Consider the following 17,196-nt stretch of genomic DNA (forward strand, 5'->3'; position numbering starts at 1 on the left):
GAGCGGGGGAGATGGGGGAGATGGGTAATTAGCGATTAGCGATTAGCGATTACCAATTACCAATTACCAATTACCAATTACCAATTACCAATTACCAATTACCAGTTAACAGTTAACAGTTAACAGTTAACAATTACCAATTCCGAGATTGAATGAAAGTCTTAACTCGTGCTAAATGGCTTGACAAAGTAGCCAATAATTCCTCTCCACCATCAATAGTTTGTGATTCTGGTAGCGGCTGACTTTGGCAATCTCGTGCTTGATTCTCTAACTGAGCTGCCAACTTTGCCATTAAGCGTACACCGACATTTGAAGCAGTTCCCTTGATCCTATGAGCTTGGTGTTCAACAGCATTCCAATTTTTAGCAAGTAAGGCAACTTTTGCCGATTCAATATCTACTTGTACGCTGTCAATAAATGCCTGTAAAAGTCGCTTGGGTAAGGTAGTATTTACTTTCCCAATTTGCTGTAAACGCTTCCGATCCAAAAGTAAATCTAACTCTGTATCTTCTAAGAAATCAAGTGCGCTCGTGGGTTCTTTCGGTATAGTTTGTAATAGGGTAATTTCACTGTCAGGTTTTGGGGAACTATTTAAGCTATCTACTTGTAAACATGAATTGGTTTCATTATTTACGCTTCTAATTTCATAATTGTTATCCATATTCTCAGACCTATTAGCGATTGATTCATATTTTTTTAGGATTGCTGCCAAGTCTTCTATATCGACGGGTTTGCTGAGATAATCGTCCATCCCTGCGGCCAAACACTTCTCACGTTCTCCTGGCATTGCATGGGCAGTCAGAGCAATTACAACAGTCTTATGAGCGGAGTTCTCTCGCTCCTTATTGGCTTCTTGCTCCCTCAATTTTTTCGTAGCTGCATAACCGTCAAGTATCGGCATTTGGCAATCCATTAGCACTATGTCATAGGTTTGAAGTTCGAGCATTTTTAGCGCTTCTTGACCGTTAGCTGCACAGTCGGCTTGATAGCCCAAAACCATGAGTTGATTGAGAATAACTTGTTGGTTAATATAGTGATCTTCAGCTAAGAGAATTTTTACGGATAATTGACTATTAGAAAGAGGCAATTGATAATTAGGTTTAGTAGAATTATCTTGACTGGTGACATAAGAAAACTTTTCTTCCTCTTCTCCGGTTGTTGCTGGTAAAAGGCTGTCACAAAACTGGGAAGCTCTCAGGGGTTTAATTAAGTAGCTAGCAGCGCCTAGAGAGCAAAGTGCCTCTGCTTTGTGTCGATCGCGCAGCGAAGTCACCCCAATCAGCAGCGGTTTTACTAACAGCGATCGCACAAAAGCCGCAAACCCTTGGGTATCTAATTGGGGTAGTTGCAGATCCAGAAATACCGCCGTGTAGTGCTCTTGCTCCCTACGAGCTCCAGAATTAGCCTCCTCCAACACCGCTAAAACAGACCTCGCATCTTCCGCTTCAGTGCAGTAGGCCCCCCGCGCCTCCGCGATCGCCCGCGCTACCGCCCTGGTTACAGCACTATGGGATACCACTAACAACCGTTTACCCGCAATCTGGGAACCTCGCGATCGCTCCACAGGCTGTGGTTGTACCTGCAAAGGTATTGTAAACCAAAAATTAGAACCCTTACCCACAGAAGTGCGAACCCCGATTTCGCCTCCCATCATCTCCACTAACTGTTTGCAAATCACCAAACCTAAACCAGTACCGCCGTATTGTCTTGTCGGCGAGCCATCGACTTGAGAAAATGACTGGAACAGCTTTTTTTGGCCTTCTGGGGAAATCCCAATCCCACTATCGCGCACAGAAAAGATCAGCTTTTGCTCGACTGTTGAACTCTTGAGAGATACTCTGACTAAAACTTGACCGCGATCTGTAAACTTGATAGCATTATTTACCAAATTTAACAAAATCTGCTTGAGCCTTCCAGGATCGCCTTGCAACTGTCGGGGAACAGAGCTTTCAATTAAAACATTCAGTTCTAAGCCTTTTTCTTCAGCCGTTGCTACCACCATTTCCACCATCGATTCAATGCAAACATCCAAATCGAAATCTAAGGTTTCCAGGCGCATTTCGCCGGCTTCAATCTTAGAGAAATCGAGGATATCATTGATCACAGAAAGTAGATGTTCGGCACTGCGATAAATTGTCTGAGCGTATTCTCTCGGTTTCGGCTCTAAGGAAAGGCGTAGTAACAGTTGTGCCATCCCCAAAACTCCATTCATGGGAGTACGGATCTCGTGGCTCATGTTAGCCAAAAATTGGGATTTTACGCGACTAGCTTCGATCGCAGCTTCCCGCGCCTCTACCAACTCATTAATGCGATCGCTAACTAGGACAATACCCCCCACTTCACCATCTGGAGCATACCAGGGGTGAATCGCCCAACGTAGGAATACAGTCGTGCCATCCTCGCGTTTCCAAGCATCTTCGCTGACTGAAACTACCTCACCAGTGAGCGATCGCTCGTGCATCTTCCTCCAGCGATCGGGAATATCTGGCAATACTTCATAATAGCTACGGTTGAGGATAGATTGCCCTTCTAAATTATATTGAGTCAGCCACCTTTGAGAGTGAGCCTGATAGCGCATTTCTTTATCAAACATCGCCATCGGTACAGGCACGCAAGCGATTATTTGCCGCAGTTGTTGACGTTCCCTTTCTAGAGCTGCTTCTGCCAACTTGCGATCGCTAATATCACTAATAATACCCGCCATCCGTAGTGCTTTTCCCTGCTGATTCCGTTGTGCCTTTCCCCTACCAGTACAGTAGCGGTAAACATCGGAAGAGTGCAACAAGCGAAATTCAACATTATATTCTGTGCCCGTTTCCAGATGAGCTTCCAGAGCTTTTCTGGTACTCTCGTAGTCCTCTGGATGAAGGCGATCGAAAAAAGCCTCGATTGCACTGCCAAATTCAGAGCGCGACAAACCCACTATTTCCAACAGGCGATCGTTCCAGTAAACCTCATTTTTACTTAAATCCCAATCCCAAATCCCATCATTAGCACCTTCCAAAACTAATCTGTAACGTTCTTCACTTTCTTTTAGCTTTTGCGAAGCTTGCGTAGCTTTAGTTTCAGCACGGTAAATTCTGATCGCATTTTGCAAGCTTCGGGACAAATTTTCAGGAGACAACTTAGCTTTAGCAATATAATCGGAAGCACCCGCTTTCATAAGCTCTACAGCAATTTGTTCATCTCCTTGACCAGTTAACACAATTAACGGGATTTTAATTCCTGCTTCCCTAATAGTTTTTACCAACTTTAAACCATCGCCATCTGGCAAGCGATAGTCTAGAAATGCACAATCAAATGGTTTAGTGCTTGCCATTTCTTCCGCAGAATTAGTTAGCTCGCTATGAGCTGCTAACAGCAGCACTCTCGCCTCTGCACTGCCCCCAGCTTCGGCAATTTCCACTCGCACACCAGCAATTTTTAGGGCTCGGCGGACTGCCATCCGATCCACTTCATCATCATCAACTATCAAAACTTTTAGAGATTCTTCCATAATTGTTAGTTGTTAGTTGTTAGTTGTTAGTTGTTAGTTGTTGGTTGTTAGTTGTTAGTGGTTAGTTTTTTTAGCTTGTGGTTGTTAGTTATTTATTAATTGTTGTTATTAATTCTTAGTTGTTAGCTATTAATTTTTAGTGGCTAGCTGTTTGTTATCATTCTGATTGCTGGCTGCTCTTTTTTCATCGTTAATTATTCGTAGTTAGCTGTTTGTTCGTTATTTATATCACTGTTAGTTATGGGTTCTTATTTCTAACGGTTGGTCGTTAATCGCTAATTTCCAAGCACTACCAACTATTAATAAAAACAACTAACCACTAACAACTAACCACTAACAATTAACCACTAACAGTTACGGCATTTCACTTAGCATCCAGTATTTATTTAGCGTCGCGATTGTTTCAACAAAATTAGAGAACGTCACCGGTTTAAGAATATAGCCCGCTACATTCAGGTTATAAGCTTCTACTTTATCCCTATCCTCATTAGAAGTTGTCAAAACAATTACAGGAATCGACTTCAGCTTATCGTCTAACCGCAATTCCCGCAAAAACTCTATCCCATTCATTTTAGGCATATTCAAGTCCAGCAAGACTAATCGGCGCAAGGAAGGAACCGCCAGTCCCTCTCCCTCGCCACGCAGCATAGCCAGTGCCTCCAGCCCATTTGCTGCCATGTAGAGGGGATTAATAATATTATTCTTTTTAAAAGCTCGGCGGATGTTCATGACATCAACTTCATCATCCTCTACCAGTAAAATGTGGATCGTTTTTTCTTCCATAATAAACCTCTTGAATGGGTGGAAACTCCTTAGCAATATTGAGAAGGAGCAAACTTAGGCGCGAGAATTAAAGTTACTGTCAATTGAACGCTCATAGTAGCGGTAATTAAGCTCAAATCTAAGTTTCGATATAATCATGAATCAGCATAGTTTCAGTCCTGTAAGAGAAATCTGCCGGACGTTAAAATAGGTAGAGTTAACAACTAAAAATTTCCCGCTTTTCTCAGAAATTGCACCAAAATTAGGATAATAGTTGAAAGTCGCGGCTTAATTTAGCCAGAAACCAAATTCATTTATAGTGCTTGTATTGCATTATTAGCGTTTTTTGCTTATTATTTAATTTCAGTTCTAACTTAATCGGGTACACAATTAACACCTCAATGCTTTTCAACCAAGAAAACTATGCAGAGCAACCGAGCGTCTTGAAGCTAGACATCACTTGCCTAAAGTAGAAAGGTCTATGCAATTATAGACAAGTTTTAGTATGCCGATCAACATCTCTGACAAATCCCGTCCCATTAGCCTAACGGCAGGCTAAGCCAAAAAAAGCGGGAGTGTGAAAATGCCCAACCCCAGTCTAAAAACTCAAATCCCTATGTCCCCCGACAGCAAACTTTACGAAGGCAAAGCCAAAATTCTCTACGCCACAGATGACAGCGAGATTTTGCTGACCTATTTTAAAGACGACGCTACAGCCTTTAACGCCCAGAAGCGCGGCACTATCGCCGGCAAAGGCGAAATTAACTGTGCCGTATCCCGCCACCTATTTCAGCTACTGGAAGCCAAAGGTATTCCCACTCATTTTATCGACTGCCCCAGCCCTAACCAGATGCGAGTCCGTCGCGTCCAGATTTTCCCCTTGGAAGTTGTAGTCAGGAACATTGCCGCAGGTAGTCTGTGCCAACAAACCGGACTGGCAGTCGGTACAGCGATCGCTCCAGCCCTAGTGGAATTTTATTACAAAAATGATGCACTCGGAGATCCCCTATTAACCCGCGATCGCCTGTTGTTCATGCAACTAGCAACCCCCTATCAACTTGAAGAACTACAAGCCGCCGCCCGTCAAATCAATGAAATTCTCAAAGGGTTTTTCAACCAGTGCGGCATTACCCTGGTAGACTTCAAACTGGAATTTGGGCTCGATCGCGATCGGAAACTCATCCTCGCAGATGAAATTAGTCCCGACACCTGTCGCCTCTGGGATCAGTCCGAAACCGACCCTGACAAGCGGGTGATGGACAAAGACAGATTCCGCCGCGATTTAGGTTCAGTGGAGACAGCTTATCAACAAGTCCTCCAGCGGGTTTTAGCTCAAAACGTTTAGACTCCCTTGCCAATGCGGTACAATTGCAAAGTTTGTCTAAAAGTGTTAATGGTTAACGGTTAACAGTTAACAGTTAACGGTTAACAGTTAACAGTTAACAGTTGTGGTGTGTGGAATGTCCAAAAATTGGAATAAAAATGCGATTATCTGCTGTTTTAGTGGCAGTTTTTACTGCCTCAGCAACTTTCGGATTATCAAACTCCGCAAATTGCCAAACAACCTCCTCTGAGCCTTCAGAAACAGGTTTAACGCCTAGCTCTGTAAAGCCCTCAAATTTATCTGAATTGTCTACATCGACTCAAAAACCAGGAGAGCTAATATCTAAAAATGCCCCCAAAAAGTCATTACAGGCTAATAGATACCCGACTTTTTTGGAAAATTTTGTAGTAACTGGTAAAAGCGAAAGCAACGAGATATTTTTGTTGCCCAAAAGCCAAAGTAAGCAGGAAAATACAATCGGTTGGATTGAAGAAACAAAAACCGCAATATCAAGAGATTTAGGAAAAATATCTGAACCCAACCAGCCTCATAACATCGCCCAGATAGTTGAATTGAAATCTTGCAGCCCCTTGGAAAACCAGCAGCCAGATCGAGATTCGACAGCAAATAAGGTTATGGGGCGGACATCTTGCCCTCCCGACCAAAAGCTGGCTAAGAATGGGGAAACATATCAATTTAAACAAAGCGAAACCAGCTCAGATCGAGCCTTGGGGAATCCCACTTCATCCAAGCGAAACCCTGCATTAGACGGCACACCTGTAGGCTACGTCCCTCATTCTCCCAGGGACATTGCTCAAGCTCCACTGCCGCCTGATAACTCCGCTCCAGAGTCCCCTACCCCACCAGTAGACATTCCAGCACCAAGCCCAGAAGCCCCTCAAGCGCCACCAGTACCAAGAACAACACCAACTCCCCCAGCGGGGCAGTCTGACTCCCAAGTGTTAGTTGCTGAAGTTGTTGTCAGCGGCGTAGAAGGTCAACTTGAAGATGAAGTCTACCGAGTCATCAGCACCCAACCAGGGCGCACTACAACCAGAACTCAACTGCAACAAGACATTAACGCGATTTTCGCTACTGGCTTTTTTAGAAATGTCCGGGCTGTACCGGAGGATACCCCTTTGGGGGTGCGAGTGACTTTTATCGTTCAGGCAAACCCCATCTTACGGGGAGTGCAAATCACTGGCCAGGCAGTTTTACCCCAAAGCGTAATTGACGAAGCCTTTGCCGACCAATACGGCAAAATTCTCAACCTCCGGCAGTTTGAGGAGGGAGTGAAAAAAATCAATAAGTGGTATCAAGACAATGGCTATGTTTTGGGCCAGGTAATTGACGCGCCGCAGGTGTCTGATGACGGTAATGTGACACTGCAAGTCGCAGAAGGCGTGGTGGAAGGGGTAGAAGTCCGCTTTTTGAATAAGGAAGGTGAGGCAACTGATTCTAAGGGCCAACCAATCAAAGGCAACACTCGCGAATTTATTATTACCCGCGAGGTGGAACTGAAGCCAGGAGACGTTTTTAATAGAAATAAAGCTGAAAGAGATCTCCGGCGAGTATTTGGCTTGGGGATTTTTGAAGACGTGCGCCTTGCCTTGGAACCGGGAGCGACAGACCCCCGTAAGGCGCGGGTAATTGTGAATGTGATTGAAAAGAATACCGGTTCTCTGGCGGCAGGTGCGGGGCTGAGTTCCGCTACTGGGCTGTTCGGTACCATCAGTTATCAGGAACAAAATCTGGGGGGAAATAACCAGCGGTTAGGGGCTGAGTTGCAGATAGGGGAAAGAGCGACGCTGTTTGATGTCAGCTTTACTGACCCCTGGATCGCTGGCGATCCCTACCGTACTTCTTATACTGTGAATGCGTTCCGCCGTCGATCGATCAGTGTGATTTTTGATGGGGGGGACAATGAGGTACGGTTGGAGAATGGCGATCGCCCTCGTATTCTTCGTACTGGCGGTGGGTTGAGTTTTACCCGCCCTCTGGAGCGAAATCCTTTTGCTGATTCTGAATGGGTGGCTTCTGTTGGGTTTCAGTATCAGCGAGTATCAATTCGCGATCGCAATGGCAATGTTAGAGCCCGCGATGAGGATGGCAACAAACTGAGTTTCAGTAATTCAGGTTCTGACGATTTGTTGACACTACAAGCAGGAATGGTACGCGATCGCCGCGACGATGCCCTGCGCCCCACTAGCGGTTCGCTGCTGCGGTTTGGGATGGAACAGTCTGTGCCAGTCGGATCGGGAGCTATCCTATTCAACCGTATCCGGGCCAGCTACAGTTACTATCTCCCAGTACGTTACACTCGCTTTGCCACTGGCCCCCAAACCCTGGCTTTTAACATTCAAGCTGGGACTATTTTGGGCGATTTACCTCCTTACGAAGCTTTTGCCCTGGGCGGCGCTAACTCCGTCCGGGGCTACGATGAAGGAGACGTTGGTGCCGGTCGCAGTTTCATTCAAGCTACCGCTGAGTATCGCTTCCCGATTATTTCTTTCGTCGGCGCAGCCCTATTTGTCGATGCGGCTACAGATTTGGGTACTGGTGGCAGTGTTCCCGGCGATCCCGCAGGTGTCAGAGGCAAACCCGGAAGTGGTATTGGCGCTGGTGTAGGGGTGCGGATTCAATCTCCTCTGGGCCCGATCAGAATAGATTATGGATTTAGTGTAGATGGTGGTAGCAGATTGCACTTTGGAATTGGCGAAAGATTCTAAATTTGTTAAGTGTTAACTGTTAACTGTTAACTGTTAGTTGTTGGTTGTTAGTTGTTAGTTGTTGGTTGTCACTAAATTAGCAATTAGCAATTACCAATACAGGACTTACTCACCCAACCAAAGAAACCGGGTTTTTTGACAAAAATACTTCGCCCTTACCCATAGATTCTCTCAAAAACCCGGTTTCTGGGACTCCCTGCGTAAGTCCTATTTGTGTAAATCCTGTAGCGATTAGCGATTAGCAATTAGCCGTTACCAATTACCAATTACCAATTACCAATTACCAGTTATGTCTGTTGACAAACAGTACACTTTAGCAGACGAATTTCAAATTTCGGGGATTGGTCTGCACAGCGGCGTGCAGGTGAGCGTCCGAGTTTTACCTGCGATCGCAGATACAGGACGCTATTTTGTCCGCATTGACACCCCCGGTTTTCTCGTCATTCCAGCTTGCATCGAAGCAGTAAGTCAAACCACTCTCTCGACTGAACTAAGCAATGGAAAAGTCGCTGTCCGCACTGTGGAGCATTTGTTAGCAGCTTTAACCGCTATGGGAGTTGACAACGCCCGCATTGAAATTGACGGCCCCGAACTTCCCTTACTCGACGGTTCAGCCAAAAACTGGGTAGAGGCGATCGCTTCCGTCGGATTAGTACCTGTTAACGAGTCGGGGAGCAGGGAACCAGCAAAGATGGGGGAAGACGAAATACCGAAGACGGAAATCTCTTCCCAGTTAACAGTTAACAGTCAACAGTTAACAGTTAACAGCCCCCTCTGGGTTCACCAAGGGGATGCTTTTGCCGCCGCCTTACCAGCACCGGAAACTCGTTTTAGCTATGGAATTGATTTTGATAGCCCCGCCATTGGCAATCAATGGTACAGTTGGTCGCCAGAGGTAGAGAGTTTTGCAGAGGCGATCGCCCCCGCTCGTACCTTTGCCCTCGCCCATCAAATCGATCAACTTCGGCAAGCAGGTTTAATTAAAGGTGGTAGCCTTGATAATGCCCTTGTCTGCGATGGCACTGGATGGATCAATCCACCCTTGAGATTTCCAAATGAACCAGTCCGTCATAAAATTTTAGACTTAGTAGGGGATCTGAGTTTGCTAGGAACTTTGCCTCAAGCTCACTACCTGGCATACAAAGCCAGCCATAACCTTCACATCCAACTCGCCAAAGCGATCGGCTCTCAGCCATGAGCAGCGATCGCGGCGACTTTAAGAACGAAGGCGATCCCGCTTTTCCCATCCGGCAAACACTTCACTACTCTCCCAAGCAATGTCCACGCTGACTGACGCAAACACAACGAATGCTTCTACTGCCGAACCCGTCCACACCCAAAATGGTCAGGTTGCCCCTGTTAAAACGATTCTCACTGCCGAAGAAATTCACAAGCTATTGCCCCACCGCTATCCTTTTGCGCTGGTAGACAGGATAGTAGAGTACATACCAGGGGAACGGGCAGTAGGGATTAAGAATGTAACTTTTAACGAGCCACATTTTCAAGGACATTTCCCCGGTCGTCCGATCATGCCTGGGGTCTTGATTGTAGAAGCGATGGCTCAAGTTGGCGGCGTGGTACTCTCTCAGCTACCCAACGTGGAGCAAGGATTATTTATGTTTGCCGGCATTGATAAAGTCCGGTTTCGCCGTCCCGTTGTACCAGGCGATCGCTTGGTCATGACTGTACAACTACTGTGCGTTAAGCGTCGTCGCTTTGGTAAAGTCGAGGCCCGCGCTGAAGTTGACGGTCAACGAGTCTGTGAAGGAGAACTGATGTTCTCCATCGTTGATTAAAATTTGTTAGTTGTTGGTTGTTAGTTGTTGGTTGTTACCAATTTGGCAACAGATTTTGTAACGGATTTAACTGATGTAGCGACAGTAAGTTGGGTTGATGAACGAAACCCAACACAATAGTTGTAAACGAACAACAAACAACTAAAACTGAACAATCAACAACGAACAACTAACAACTAACAACCAACAACTAATAATTAACAACTGACAAATGCCTACCCTGATTCACCCAACGGCTGTGATTCATCCCGCCGCTCAACTGCACCCCACTGTGCAGGTGGGAGCATATTCCGTAATTGGGGAAAGAGTTAAAATCGGCCAAGATACAACAATTGGAGCTCATGCGGTATTGGAAGGGCCGCTGGAAATAGGAGCTCGCAATCAAATCTTCCCAGGAACGGCGATCGGTTTAGAACCTCAAGACTTGAAATATGACGGTGCTCCTAGTTGGGTAAAAATTGGCGACGACAACCGAATTAGGGAGTATGTAACAATTAACCGAGCTACTCAAGCAGGTGAATATACTGCGATCGGCAATGGCAATTTACTGATGGCTTACGTCCACGTAGCTCACAACTGCGCGATCGAAGACAATGTAGTGATTTCTAATTCTGTAAGTCTGGCAGGCCACGTTCACATTGAATCGCGGGCGGTGATTGGCGGAATGGTGGGGATTCACCAGTTCGCTCGGATTGGCAAAATGGCAATGGTCGGAGGGATGAGCCGGATCTCTCAAGACGTGCCGCCGTTTATGTTAGTAGAGGGGAATCCTGCAAGAGTGCGATCGCTTAACTCGGTAGGCATCAAACGTGCGGGTTTGACAGAGGAAGATTACCAAATTTTGAAAAAGGTATTTCGTATCCTTTACCGTTCTGGAAATAGTCTCAATGAAGCCTTGGAGCAGTTCAGTTTATTGCCAGAAAATGAACATTTGCAACATTTGCAACACTTCTTCCAAGCTTCTACAACAGTTGGGAGACGCGGCCCGACTCCCGGTACGAAAAAAAAGTATGAAGAGCAATAATTATGGCTAATGGCTAATGGCTAATTGCTAATTGCTAATGGCTAATGGGTAATGGGTAATGGGTAATTGGTAATTGGTAATTGGTAATTGGTAATTACCCATCTCCCCCTCTTTCTTCTTCCCTCTTTCTTCTTCCCTCTTCCTTCTTCCCTCTTCCTTCTTCCTTCTTCCTTCTTCCCTCTTCCTTCTTCCTTCTTTACTAAATTAATGGCGCGGATATTTATCAGCACTGGCGAAGTTTCTGGGGATTTACAAGGCTCTTTATTAACAATGAGCCTTAAGCGCCTTGCTGCCGCAGCTAACTTAGAGTTAGAAATTGTCGGATTAGGCGGTTCGCGTATGGCCAATGCTGGCGCTAATATTTTGGGCGATACTGCGGGTATTGGCTCAGTGGGCATTTTAGAATCATTGCCCTATATTTTGCCCACTCTCCAACTTCAGCGCCAAGCTAAGCAATACCTACAAACTCAACCACCGGATTTAGTCGTGTTGATCGACTATATGGGGCCCAATCTCAGCATTGGTAATTATATCCGCCGCCGTTGGCCAAAAGTGCCGATTATCTGGTATATTGCGCCTCAATTTTGGGTTTGGTCTCCTCCTTGGCAGAATACGGCTCGAATTGTATCGATCGCCGATCGATTTTTGGCGATTTTCCCGGAGGAAGCGGATTATCTTCAAAAGCAAGGGGCAAATGTTACCTGGGTTGGGCATCCTTTAGCGGATCGGATGGAAACTGCGCCGAGTCGGGAGAATGCTCGTGCTGCGTTGGGGATTGAGGGGGAACAAGTGGCGATCGCATTGATCCCCGCTTCCCGCCAACAAGAAATTAAGTATCTGATGCCGGCAATATTTAAGGCTGCTCAAATTATCCAGGATAAACTACCTCAAGTTCATTTCTGGATTCCCCTTTCTAGGGAAGCTCTTCGCCAACCCATCGAACGAGCTATTGAGAATTACAGCTTACAGGCTACCCTATTGGAAGGTCAGACTCTCGACATCTTGGCGGCTGCGGACTTAGCGATCGCTAAATCGGGTACTGTTAACTTGGAAATAGCTTTACTTAATGTTCCCCAAGTTGCCATCTACAGCGTTAACCCAGTAACTTATTGGCTTGCCCGTAATATCCTCAAGTTTTCTATCCCATTTATGTCTCCGCCTAACTTAATACTTCGGAAGCTAATCGTGCCAGAATTACTGCAAGAGCAAGCGAGTGCGGAGAATATAGTATCAATCGCAATGGAACTCCTGCTCAATTCTGAGAGACGGGGGCAAATGCTAGCAGATTATGGGGAAATGAGGGAAAGTTTGGGAGGAGTAGGAGCTTGCGATCGCGCCGCTGATGTAATTCTTAAACTACTAACCGAAGCCTGTCGCTGAACCAACCCAAAATTAAGACTATCGCCATCCTACATCAGCGATCGACACCTAAACCTCTCTTCAGTTAATTTTTGAATCAAGCTGATGGTTGAAAACAATACAAAATATCGACCTATTGGTATTGATTTTTTTGCCGGGGCTGGCGGCATGACTCTCGGTTTCGAGCAAGCAGGTTTTGATGTATTGGCATCAGTTGAAATCGATCCAATTCATTGCGCTACTCATAATTTTAATTTTCCCTTTTGGTCTGTATTTTGTCAAAGTATTATTGACATAACTGGAGCAGAAATCAGACAAAAATCAGCCATTGGCGATCGAGAAATTGACGTAGTTTTTGGCGGGCCGCCTTGTCAAGGTTTTTCATTGATTGGTAAACGTTCCCTGGAAGATCCTAGAAATTCTCTAGTTTTTGAATTTATCCGGTTAGTTATAGAATTAAATCCCAAGTATTTTGTAATAGAAAATGTGGGAGGGATGGCAATCGGACATCATAAAAATTTTATTGCCGAAATCATTAATGAATTTAGGGAAAATGGTTATCAAATAGAAGAAAATTATCAGATCCTTAATGCTGCCGAGTACGGAGTACCCCAGAAACGGGAAAGATTATTTTTATTAGGATGCCGACAGGATTTAACCTTACCAACTTATCCCCAAGCATTTACTCATCCTGCAAGTAGAAAACCATCTCATTCTGAATTACCAGATAGTCCGAATGTATGGGATGCTCTGCGAGATTTACCTCAAGTCGAAAATTATATAGAATTGTTAGAAAAAGATTGGGTAGAAATTTCTGAGGACGATTACGGTAAAGCTAGTGATTATGGTAAAATACTTCGCGGCATTTCTTCAGTAGATAACGATTATTCATACAAAAGAATTTATAATAAAAGGGTATTAACATCAAGTTTAAGAACAAAACATAATGCGGAATCGAAAGAAAGATTTGCCGCGACTAAACCGGGTAAAGTAGAACCAATCAGCCGTTTTCACAAACTAGATTTTGACGGAGTTTGTAATACATTAAGAGCTGGAACTGCCAGTAATAGAGGTGCTTTTACTTCTCCTCGACCGATTCATCCATATACTCCGAGATGTATTACTGTTAGAGAAGCTGCACGGCTGCATTCTTATCCCGATTGGTTTAGATTTCATGTGACAAAATGGCATGGATTTAGACAAGTGGGAAATTCAGTCCCGCCACTTTTAGCAAAGGCCGTCGCGTCAAAGATTGTTGAAGCTTTGAATATTAATCCTGTTAAACCTAGAGGGATTAAAGAGTTAGGAGATGAAAGATTATTGAGAATGGATATGTCAGAATCTGCTCATTATTATGGTGTTGATCCGGGGGTGATAGAACGTAGAGTTAGGAAAATAGATGAAGTGGAAATATAAAAGATTGGGTCTTTTTCCCACTCACTGATAAAGGAATAATCGTGTAATTTAGTTTTAGTTCCGCTTTCAAAAGTGCCTTTAAAAAGCGTATTAGAGGCAACACAGATTTAGAGGTTAGCTGAAATTCTATGTCAATTCTTCTCTGATTTTTGTTAGGGCAATAAAAAGGGTAAATTCATTATCTTCTAAAGGAATAAATCCATATTTCAGATAAAATGCTTTTGCTGACTCGTTTAAGGCATCAACCGTTACACCGAATACTCCGATATCTGCTGATAAATGGATAAGTTTAGCAAAAGCATCAACCAATAAAGTTTCTCCTAAGCGTTTCCCTTGCATGGCTTGAATGACGGCTAATTTACCGATTCGCATGACTGGAATAGGATAACGGGGTAAGCCTTTAGTCAATTGAGTTGGGAGGGATTCTCGTTTCAATTCAGCCATGCTAATTGAGTAATAACCAGCGACTTCGCCTTCTCCAGATTTAGGAATAGCTACCCAAGTTTTAGCCATACCTTTTTTGTGGTTTTGCTTGGCATATTTTTGCAGATATTCATTTAATTCCGGTATGCCGCAATCAAAATTATCTCTAATAGCTCGATTGTCTTCAATTGAGCAAATAATCCATTCCATTTATTTTTCTGATTTTTCTGTTTTATAACGGTTGATAGCAGTTTTTAGAGCCGAATTAAGTTCGGGAGGATTGTTAATTTCAGAGGTGACAATTTCCCAGTCTTTCTCTGAGAGAGTAATTGATTCTGTTTTCAGGAGAGATTGTTCGGCAATCTCAGTAGCAATTTTGAGGAGATATTCACTTAAACTCAGACCTTCGATAGTTGCGGCTTTTTCAAGTATTGTTTTGCGCTCTTGAGGAAGTACGATCTCAATAGTAGTAGTTTGAGGATGGGATGAGATGGACATAAACGACTCCAACTTAATTATTCCTATTTTACTGGAATTTTCTTTTAATTTTCTAAAATAATTGAGAATGGGGTGTTTTTCCCAGTCTAGGAGTTGCCATTAGATTTTGAGTTCGGTGAGGGTGCGGGGTGATGCCCTCACTGGATTTGGGGCAGTGGTGTTTTTTGACCAGTTGCAGGTAGATGTCGGCGGCGGGGTTATCGAGGTTATAGAATTTGCTGCCGTTGATGCAGAAGAGTTGCAGGGTTTGGTGGAATCTTTAGGGTAGTGGTAAGATTGTATTAGGAAATGAAGCAGCAGAAGTTATTGGTGCAGTGTATGTGTCTAATGGTGCAGCAGAACAATTGATGCAGTTACTAGAAATAGAACAAAAGCAAACTCAAAATTAAAATTAGCTCAGTCAATATCGCGAGGGTTGGTAAATGATGAATTTTAATGATATAGTCGAGGCGATCAAAGGTCTTTCTACTGATGAAAAGCAGGAAAATCAACTATTTATTGTTTAACCAATACATCCGTGAAGAACGCCGTGATGAGATATATGATAGCTTTAAGTCAGCACAGGTCGAACAACAAAAAGGTGAACTGAAGTTTTCCTCTAATATTAACGAACTGATAAAAATGATAGAATAATAATCGTGGAAGTTAGTTTTAGTTCGGCTGTGAAATGTACCTACTAAAAGGATAAAAAGATATGAGTATTATATCTTTTCAAGAAATTATAGATTCTGTTGAAACCCTCTCTCTTGAGGATCAAGATTATTTGTTTGATTTAATCAAAAAAAGAAGAATTGAAAAGCGCCGTTTAGAGATTGCTGCCAATGCTAAAGCAACTTTGGAGTCTTTAAAACAAGGAACAGCAAAAAAAGGAAGTGTGGATGATTTAATTGCTGATTTATGGGATGAGAAAGACGATGAAGATATGTTATTCAAGGATTGCTATCGGCTTTCTCAGCTAGATGAGGTATGTTGAATCCCTTTGCTGGTAAAGCTTTCAGCTTCAAAAACATCCATAAATAGACTAATAACTGCTATTGCTATAGTTAAAATCGGTGACATAAAAGATGACTAATAAACGAGAACTTTCAGAACAGGATATTTGTACACAGTATATTTTACCTGCTTTAGTTCGAGCGGGGTGGGATATTAGCAAGCAAGTCCGAGAACAGGTTTATTTTACCGATGGTCGAATTTATGTTAAAGGGAATCTAACCGAAAGGGGTAAGGGTAAAAAGGCTGATTATATTCTTTATTATAAACCGAATATACCCATTGCTGTTATTGAAGCTAAAAAAAATATTTATCCTCTTGGTGCTGGTATGCAGCAGGCTTTAAAATATGCAGATATTTTAGATTTACCACTCGCTTTTAGTTCTAATGGAGATGGTTTTTTAGAGCATGATAAATCGGGCTTTTCTAGTCTGGTTGAGCGAGAATTAAGCCTTGATAATTTTCCTAGTCCTGATGAGATTTGGCAAAAATACAAGAAATTTAAGCAGATTGAAACCACAGAAGCCGAAGAAATAGCCAGCTTTGATTACTTTTTTGATTCTCAAGGTCGCCAGCCGCGCTATTATCAGCAGATTGCGATTAATCGGACTGTAGAAGCGATCGCCAAAGGTCAGAATCGTTTACTATTGGTGATGGCAACTGGTTCGGGTAAGACTTACACCGCTTTCCAGATTATTTATCGGCTATGGAAAAATGGCATCAAAAAACGAATTTTATTTTTAGCCGATCGCACATCTTTAATTAGTCAGACAAAACGCGGTGATTTTAAGCATTTTAAAAATAAAATGACAGTAATTAAAAAGAAAGTAATTGACACCGCGTTTGAAATCTATTTATCCTTGTATCAGGGTTTGGTTAATTATGATGAAGAGGCTGATGCTTATCGAGAATTTAGCCGAGATTTTTTTGATTTAGTCATCGTTGATGAATGTCATCGAGGTAGCGCTGCTGATGATAGTAAATGGCGAGAGATTTTAGAGTATTTTAGTTCGGCAACTCAAATCGGATTAACGGCTACCCCAAAGGAAACTAAGGAAGTTTCTAATATTGAATATTTTGCCGATCCGATTTATACTTATTCTCTCAAACAAGGAATTGAGGATGGTTTTCTCGCACCCTATAAGGTGATTCGAGTCGGTTTAAATGTCGATTTAGAAGGATATCGCCCCGAAGGGAGTAAGCTAGATAAATCAGGGGATTTAGTCGAGGATCGGATTTATAGCCTTTCTCAAAAAGATGAGGTACAATAACAGCAGTGTGTAAACCAGTTAAAAATATTTGACGATGTAACTTGTCCGAACGCAAACTCTATGGCTTTTCCTAATTCTTGATAATTAGTAGTCTTGATAGAACGGAGA

14 protein-coding genes and 1 pseudogene are annotated in these 17,196 nt (G+C 43.4%); 10 read left to right on the top strand and 5 right to left on the bottom strand.

Features of this window, described 5'->3' with window-relative positions:
* Nucleotides 1-133: 133 nt before the first annotated feature.
* Together PN499_RS27020 and PN499_RS27025 are read right to left on the bottom strand one after the other, a co-directional pair.
* Nucleotides 134-3,496 carry a response regulator gene (locus PN499_RS27020; RefSeq protein WP_272036390.1) on the bottom strand — a complete coding sequence of 1,121 codons (3,363 nt, stop codon included), beginning with the start codon at nt 3,494-3,496 and terminating at the stop codon, nt 134-136.
* Between the two features lie 354 nt (nt 3,497-3,850).
* A complete protein-coding gene (locus PN499_RS27025; protein ID WP_007356413.1) occupies nt 3,851-4,279 on the bottom strand; it encodes a response regulator in 429 nt (142 codons plus the stop codon).
* A 595-nt stretch (nt 4,280-4,874) separates the two neighbouring features.
* Between PN499_RS27025 and purC the strand changes: the two genes are divergently transcribed.
* The 7 genes from purC to PN499_RS27060 all read left to right on the top strand — a co-directional run bounded on the left by purC (nt 4,875) and on the right by PN499_RS27060 (nt 13,906).
* On the top strand, nt 4,875-5,603 hold the full coding sequence (purC, locus tag PN499_RS27030; protein ID WP_272036413.1) for a phosphoribosylaminoimidazolesuccinocarboxamide synthase: 729 nt from the start codon (nt 4,875-4,877) through the stop codon (nt 5,601-5,603).
* Between the two features lie 137 nt (nt 5,604-5,740).
* Nucleotides 5,741-8,311 carry a BamA/TamA family outer membrane protein gene (locus tag PN499_RS27035; RefSeq protein WP_272036392.1) on the top strand — a complete coding sequence of 857 codons (2,571 nt, stop codon included), beginning with the start codon at nt 5,741-5,743 and terminating at the stop codon, nt 8,309-8,311.
* Nucleotides 8,312-8,600: 289 nt separating this feature from the next.
* Nucleotides 8,601-9,509, top strand: coding sequence for a UDP-3-O-acyl-N-acetylglucosamine deacetylase (locus PN499_RS27040; RefSeq protein WP_272036394.1), 909 nt, complete (start codon nt 8,601-8,603; stop codon nt 9,507-9,509).
* A gap of 79 nt (nt 9,510-9,588) precedes the next feature.
* Nucleotides 9,589-10,107, top strand: a complete 519-nt coding sequence (fabZ, locus tag PN499_RS27045) for a 3-hydroxyacyl-ACP dehydratase FabZ (RefSeq protein ID WP_272036396.1) — start codon at nt 9,589-9,591, stop codon at nt 10,105-10,107.
* A gap of 211 nt (nt 10,108-10,318) precedes the next feature.
* A complete protein-coding gene (gene lpxA, locus PN499_RS27050) occupies nt 10,319-11,131 on the top strand; it encodes an acyl-ACP--UDP-N-acetylglucosamine O-acyltransferase (RefSeq protein WP_272036398.1) in 813 nt (270 codons plus the stop codon).
* Nucleotides 11,132-11,338: 207 nt separating this feature from the next.
* Complete coding sequence (gene lpxB, locus PN499_RS27055) at nt 11,339-12,511, top strand: lipid-A-disaccharide synthase (protein ID WP_272036399.1); 1,173 nt, start codon at nt 11,339-11,341, stop codon at nt 12,509-12,511.
* An 84-nt stretch (nt 12,512-12,595) separates the two neighbouring features.
* Nucleotides 12,596-13,906 (top strand): DNA cytosine methyltransferase, encoded by a 1,311-nt coding sequence (locus PN499_RS27060; RefSeq protein WP_272036401.1) that lies wholly within the window; start codon nt 12,596-12,598, stop codon nt 13,904-13,906.
* 126 nt (nt 13,907-14,032) lie between these two features.
* Here the strand turns inward: PN499_RS27060 and PN499_RS27065 are convergent, their stop codons facing one another.
* Genes PN499_RS27065 through PN499_RS29710 form a run of 3 tightly spaced genes read right to left on the bottom strand, consistent with a single transcriptional unit; the run spans nt 14,033 to nt 15,071 of the window.
* Nucleotides 14,033-14,539 carry a GNAT family N-acetyltransferase gene (locus tag PN499_RS27065; protein WP_272036403.1) on the bottom strand — a complete coding sequence of 169 codons (507 nt, stop codon included), beginning with the start codon at nt 14,537-14,539 and terminating at the stop codon, nt 14,033-14,035.
* Nucleotides 14,540-14,827 carry a type II toxin-antitoxin system TacA family antitoxin gene (locus PN499_RS27070; protein ID WP_272036405.1) on the bottom strand — a complete coding sequence of 96 codons (288 nt, stop codon included), beginning with the start codon at nt 14,825-14,827 and terminating at the stop codon, nt 14,540-14,542. It abuts the gene before it with no gap.
* A 52-nt stretch (nt 14,828-14,879) separates the two neighbouring features.
* Nucleotides 14,880-15,071, bottom strand: a complete 192-nt coding sequence (locus PN499_RS29710) for an NACHT C-terminal alpha/beta 1 domain-containing protein (RefSeq protein WP_417063898.1) — start codon at nt 15,069-15,071, stop codon at nt 14,880-14,882.
* A gap of 178 nt (nt 15,072-15,249) precedes the next feature.
* On the opposite strand from PN499_RS29710, the pseudogene PN499_RS27080 reads away from it, so the two are divergent.
* The 3 genes and pseudogenes from PN499_RS27080 (at nt 15,250) to hsdR (ending at nt 17,088) form a co-directional block, all read left to right on the top strand.
* Nucleotides 15,250-15,460, top strand: a pseudogene (locus tag PN499_RS27080) (hypothetical protein).
* Nucleotides 15,461-15,521: 61 nt separating this feature from the next.
* Nucleotides 15,522-15,800: a hypothetical protein gene (locus PN499_RS27085; protein WP_272036409.1), complete on the top strand. Its 279-nt coding sequence runs from the start codon at nt 15,522-15,524 to the stop codon at nt 15,798-15,800.
* Between the two features lie 91 nt (nt 15,801-15,891).
* Nucleotides 15,892-17,088: an EcoAI/FtnUII family type I restriction enzme subunit R gene (hsdR, locus tag PN499_RS27090; RefSeq protein ID WP_272036411.1), complete on the top strand. Its 1,197-nt coding sequence runs from the start codon at nt 15,892-15,894 to the stop codon at nt 17,086-17,088.
* The last annotated feature ends 108 nt before the right edge of the window (nt 17,089-17,196 follow it).

The organism is Kamptonema animale CS-326 (assembly GCF_028330895.1).
Taxonomy (GTDB): Bacteria; Cyanobacteriota; Cyanobacteriia; order Cyanobacteriales; family Microcoleaceae; genus Kamptonema; species Kamptonema formosum.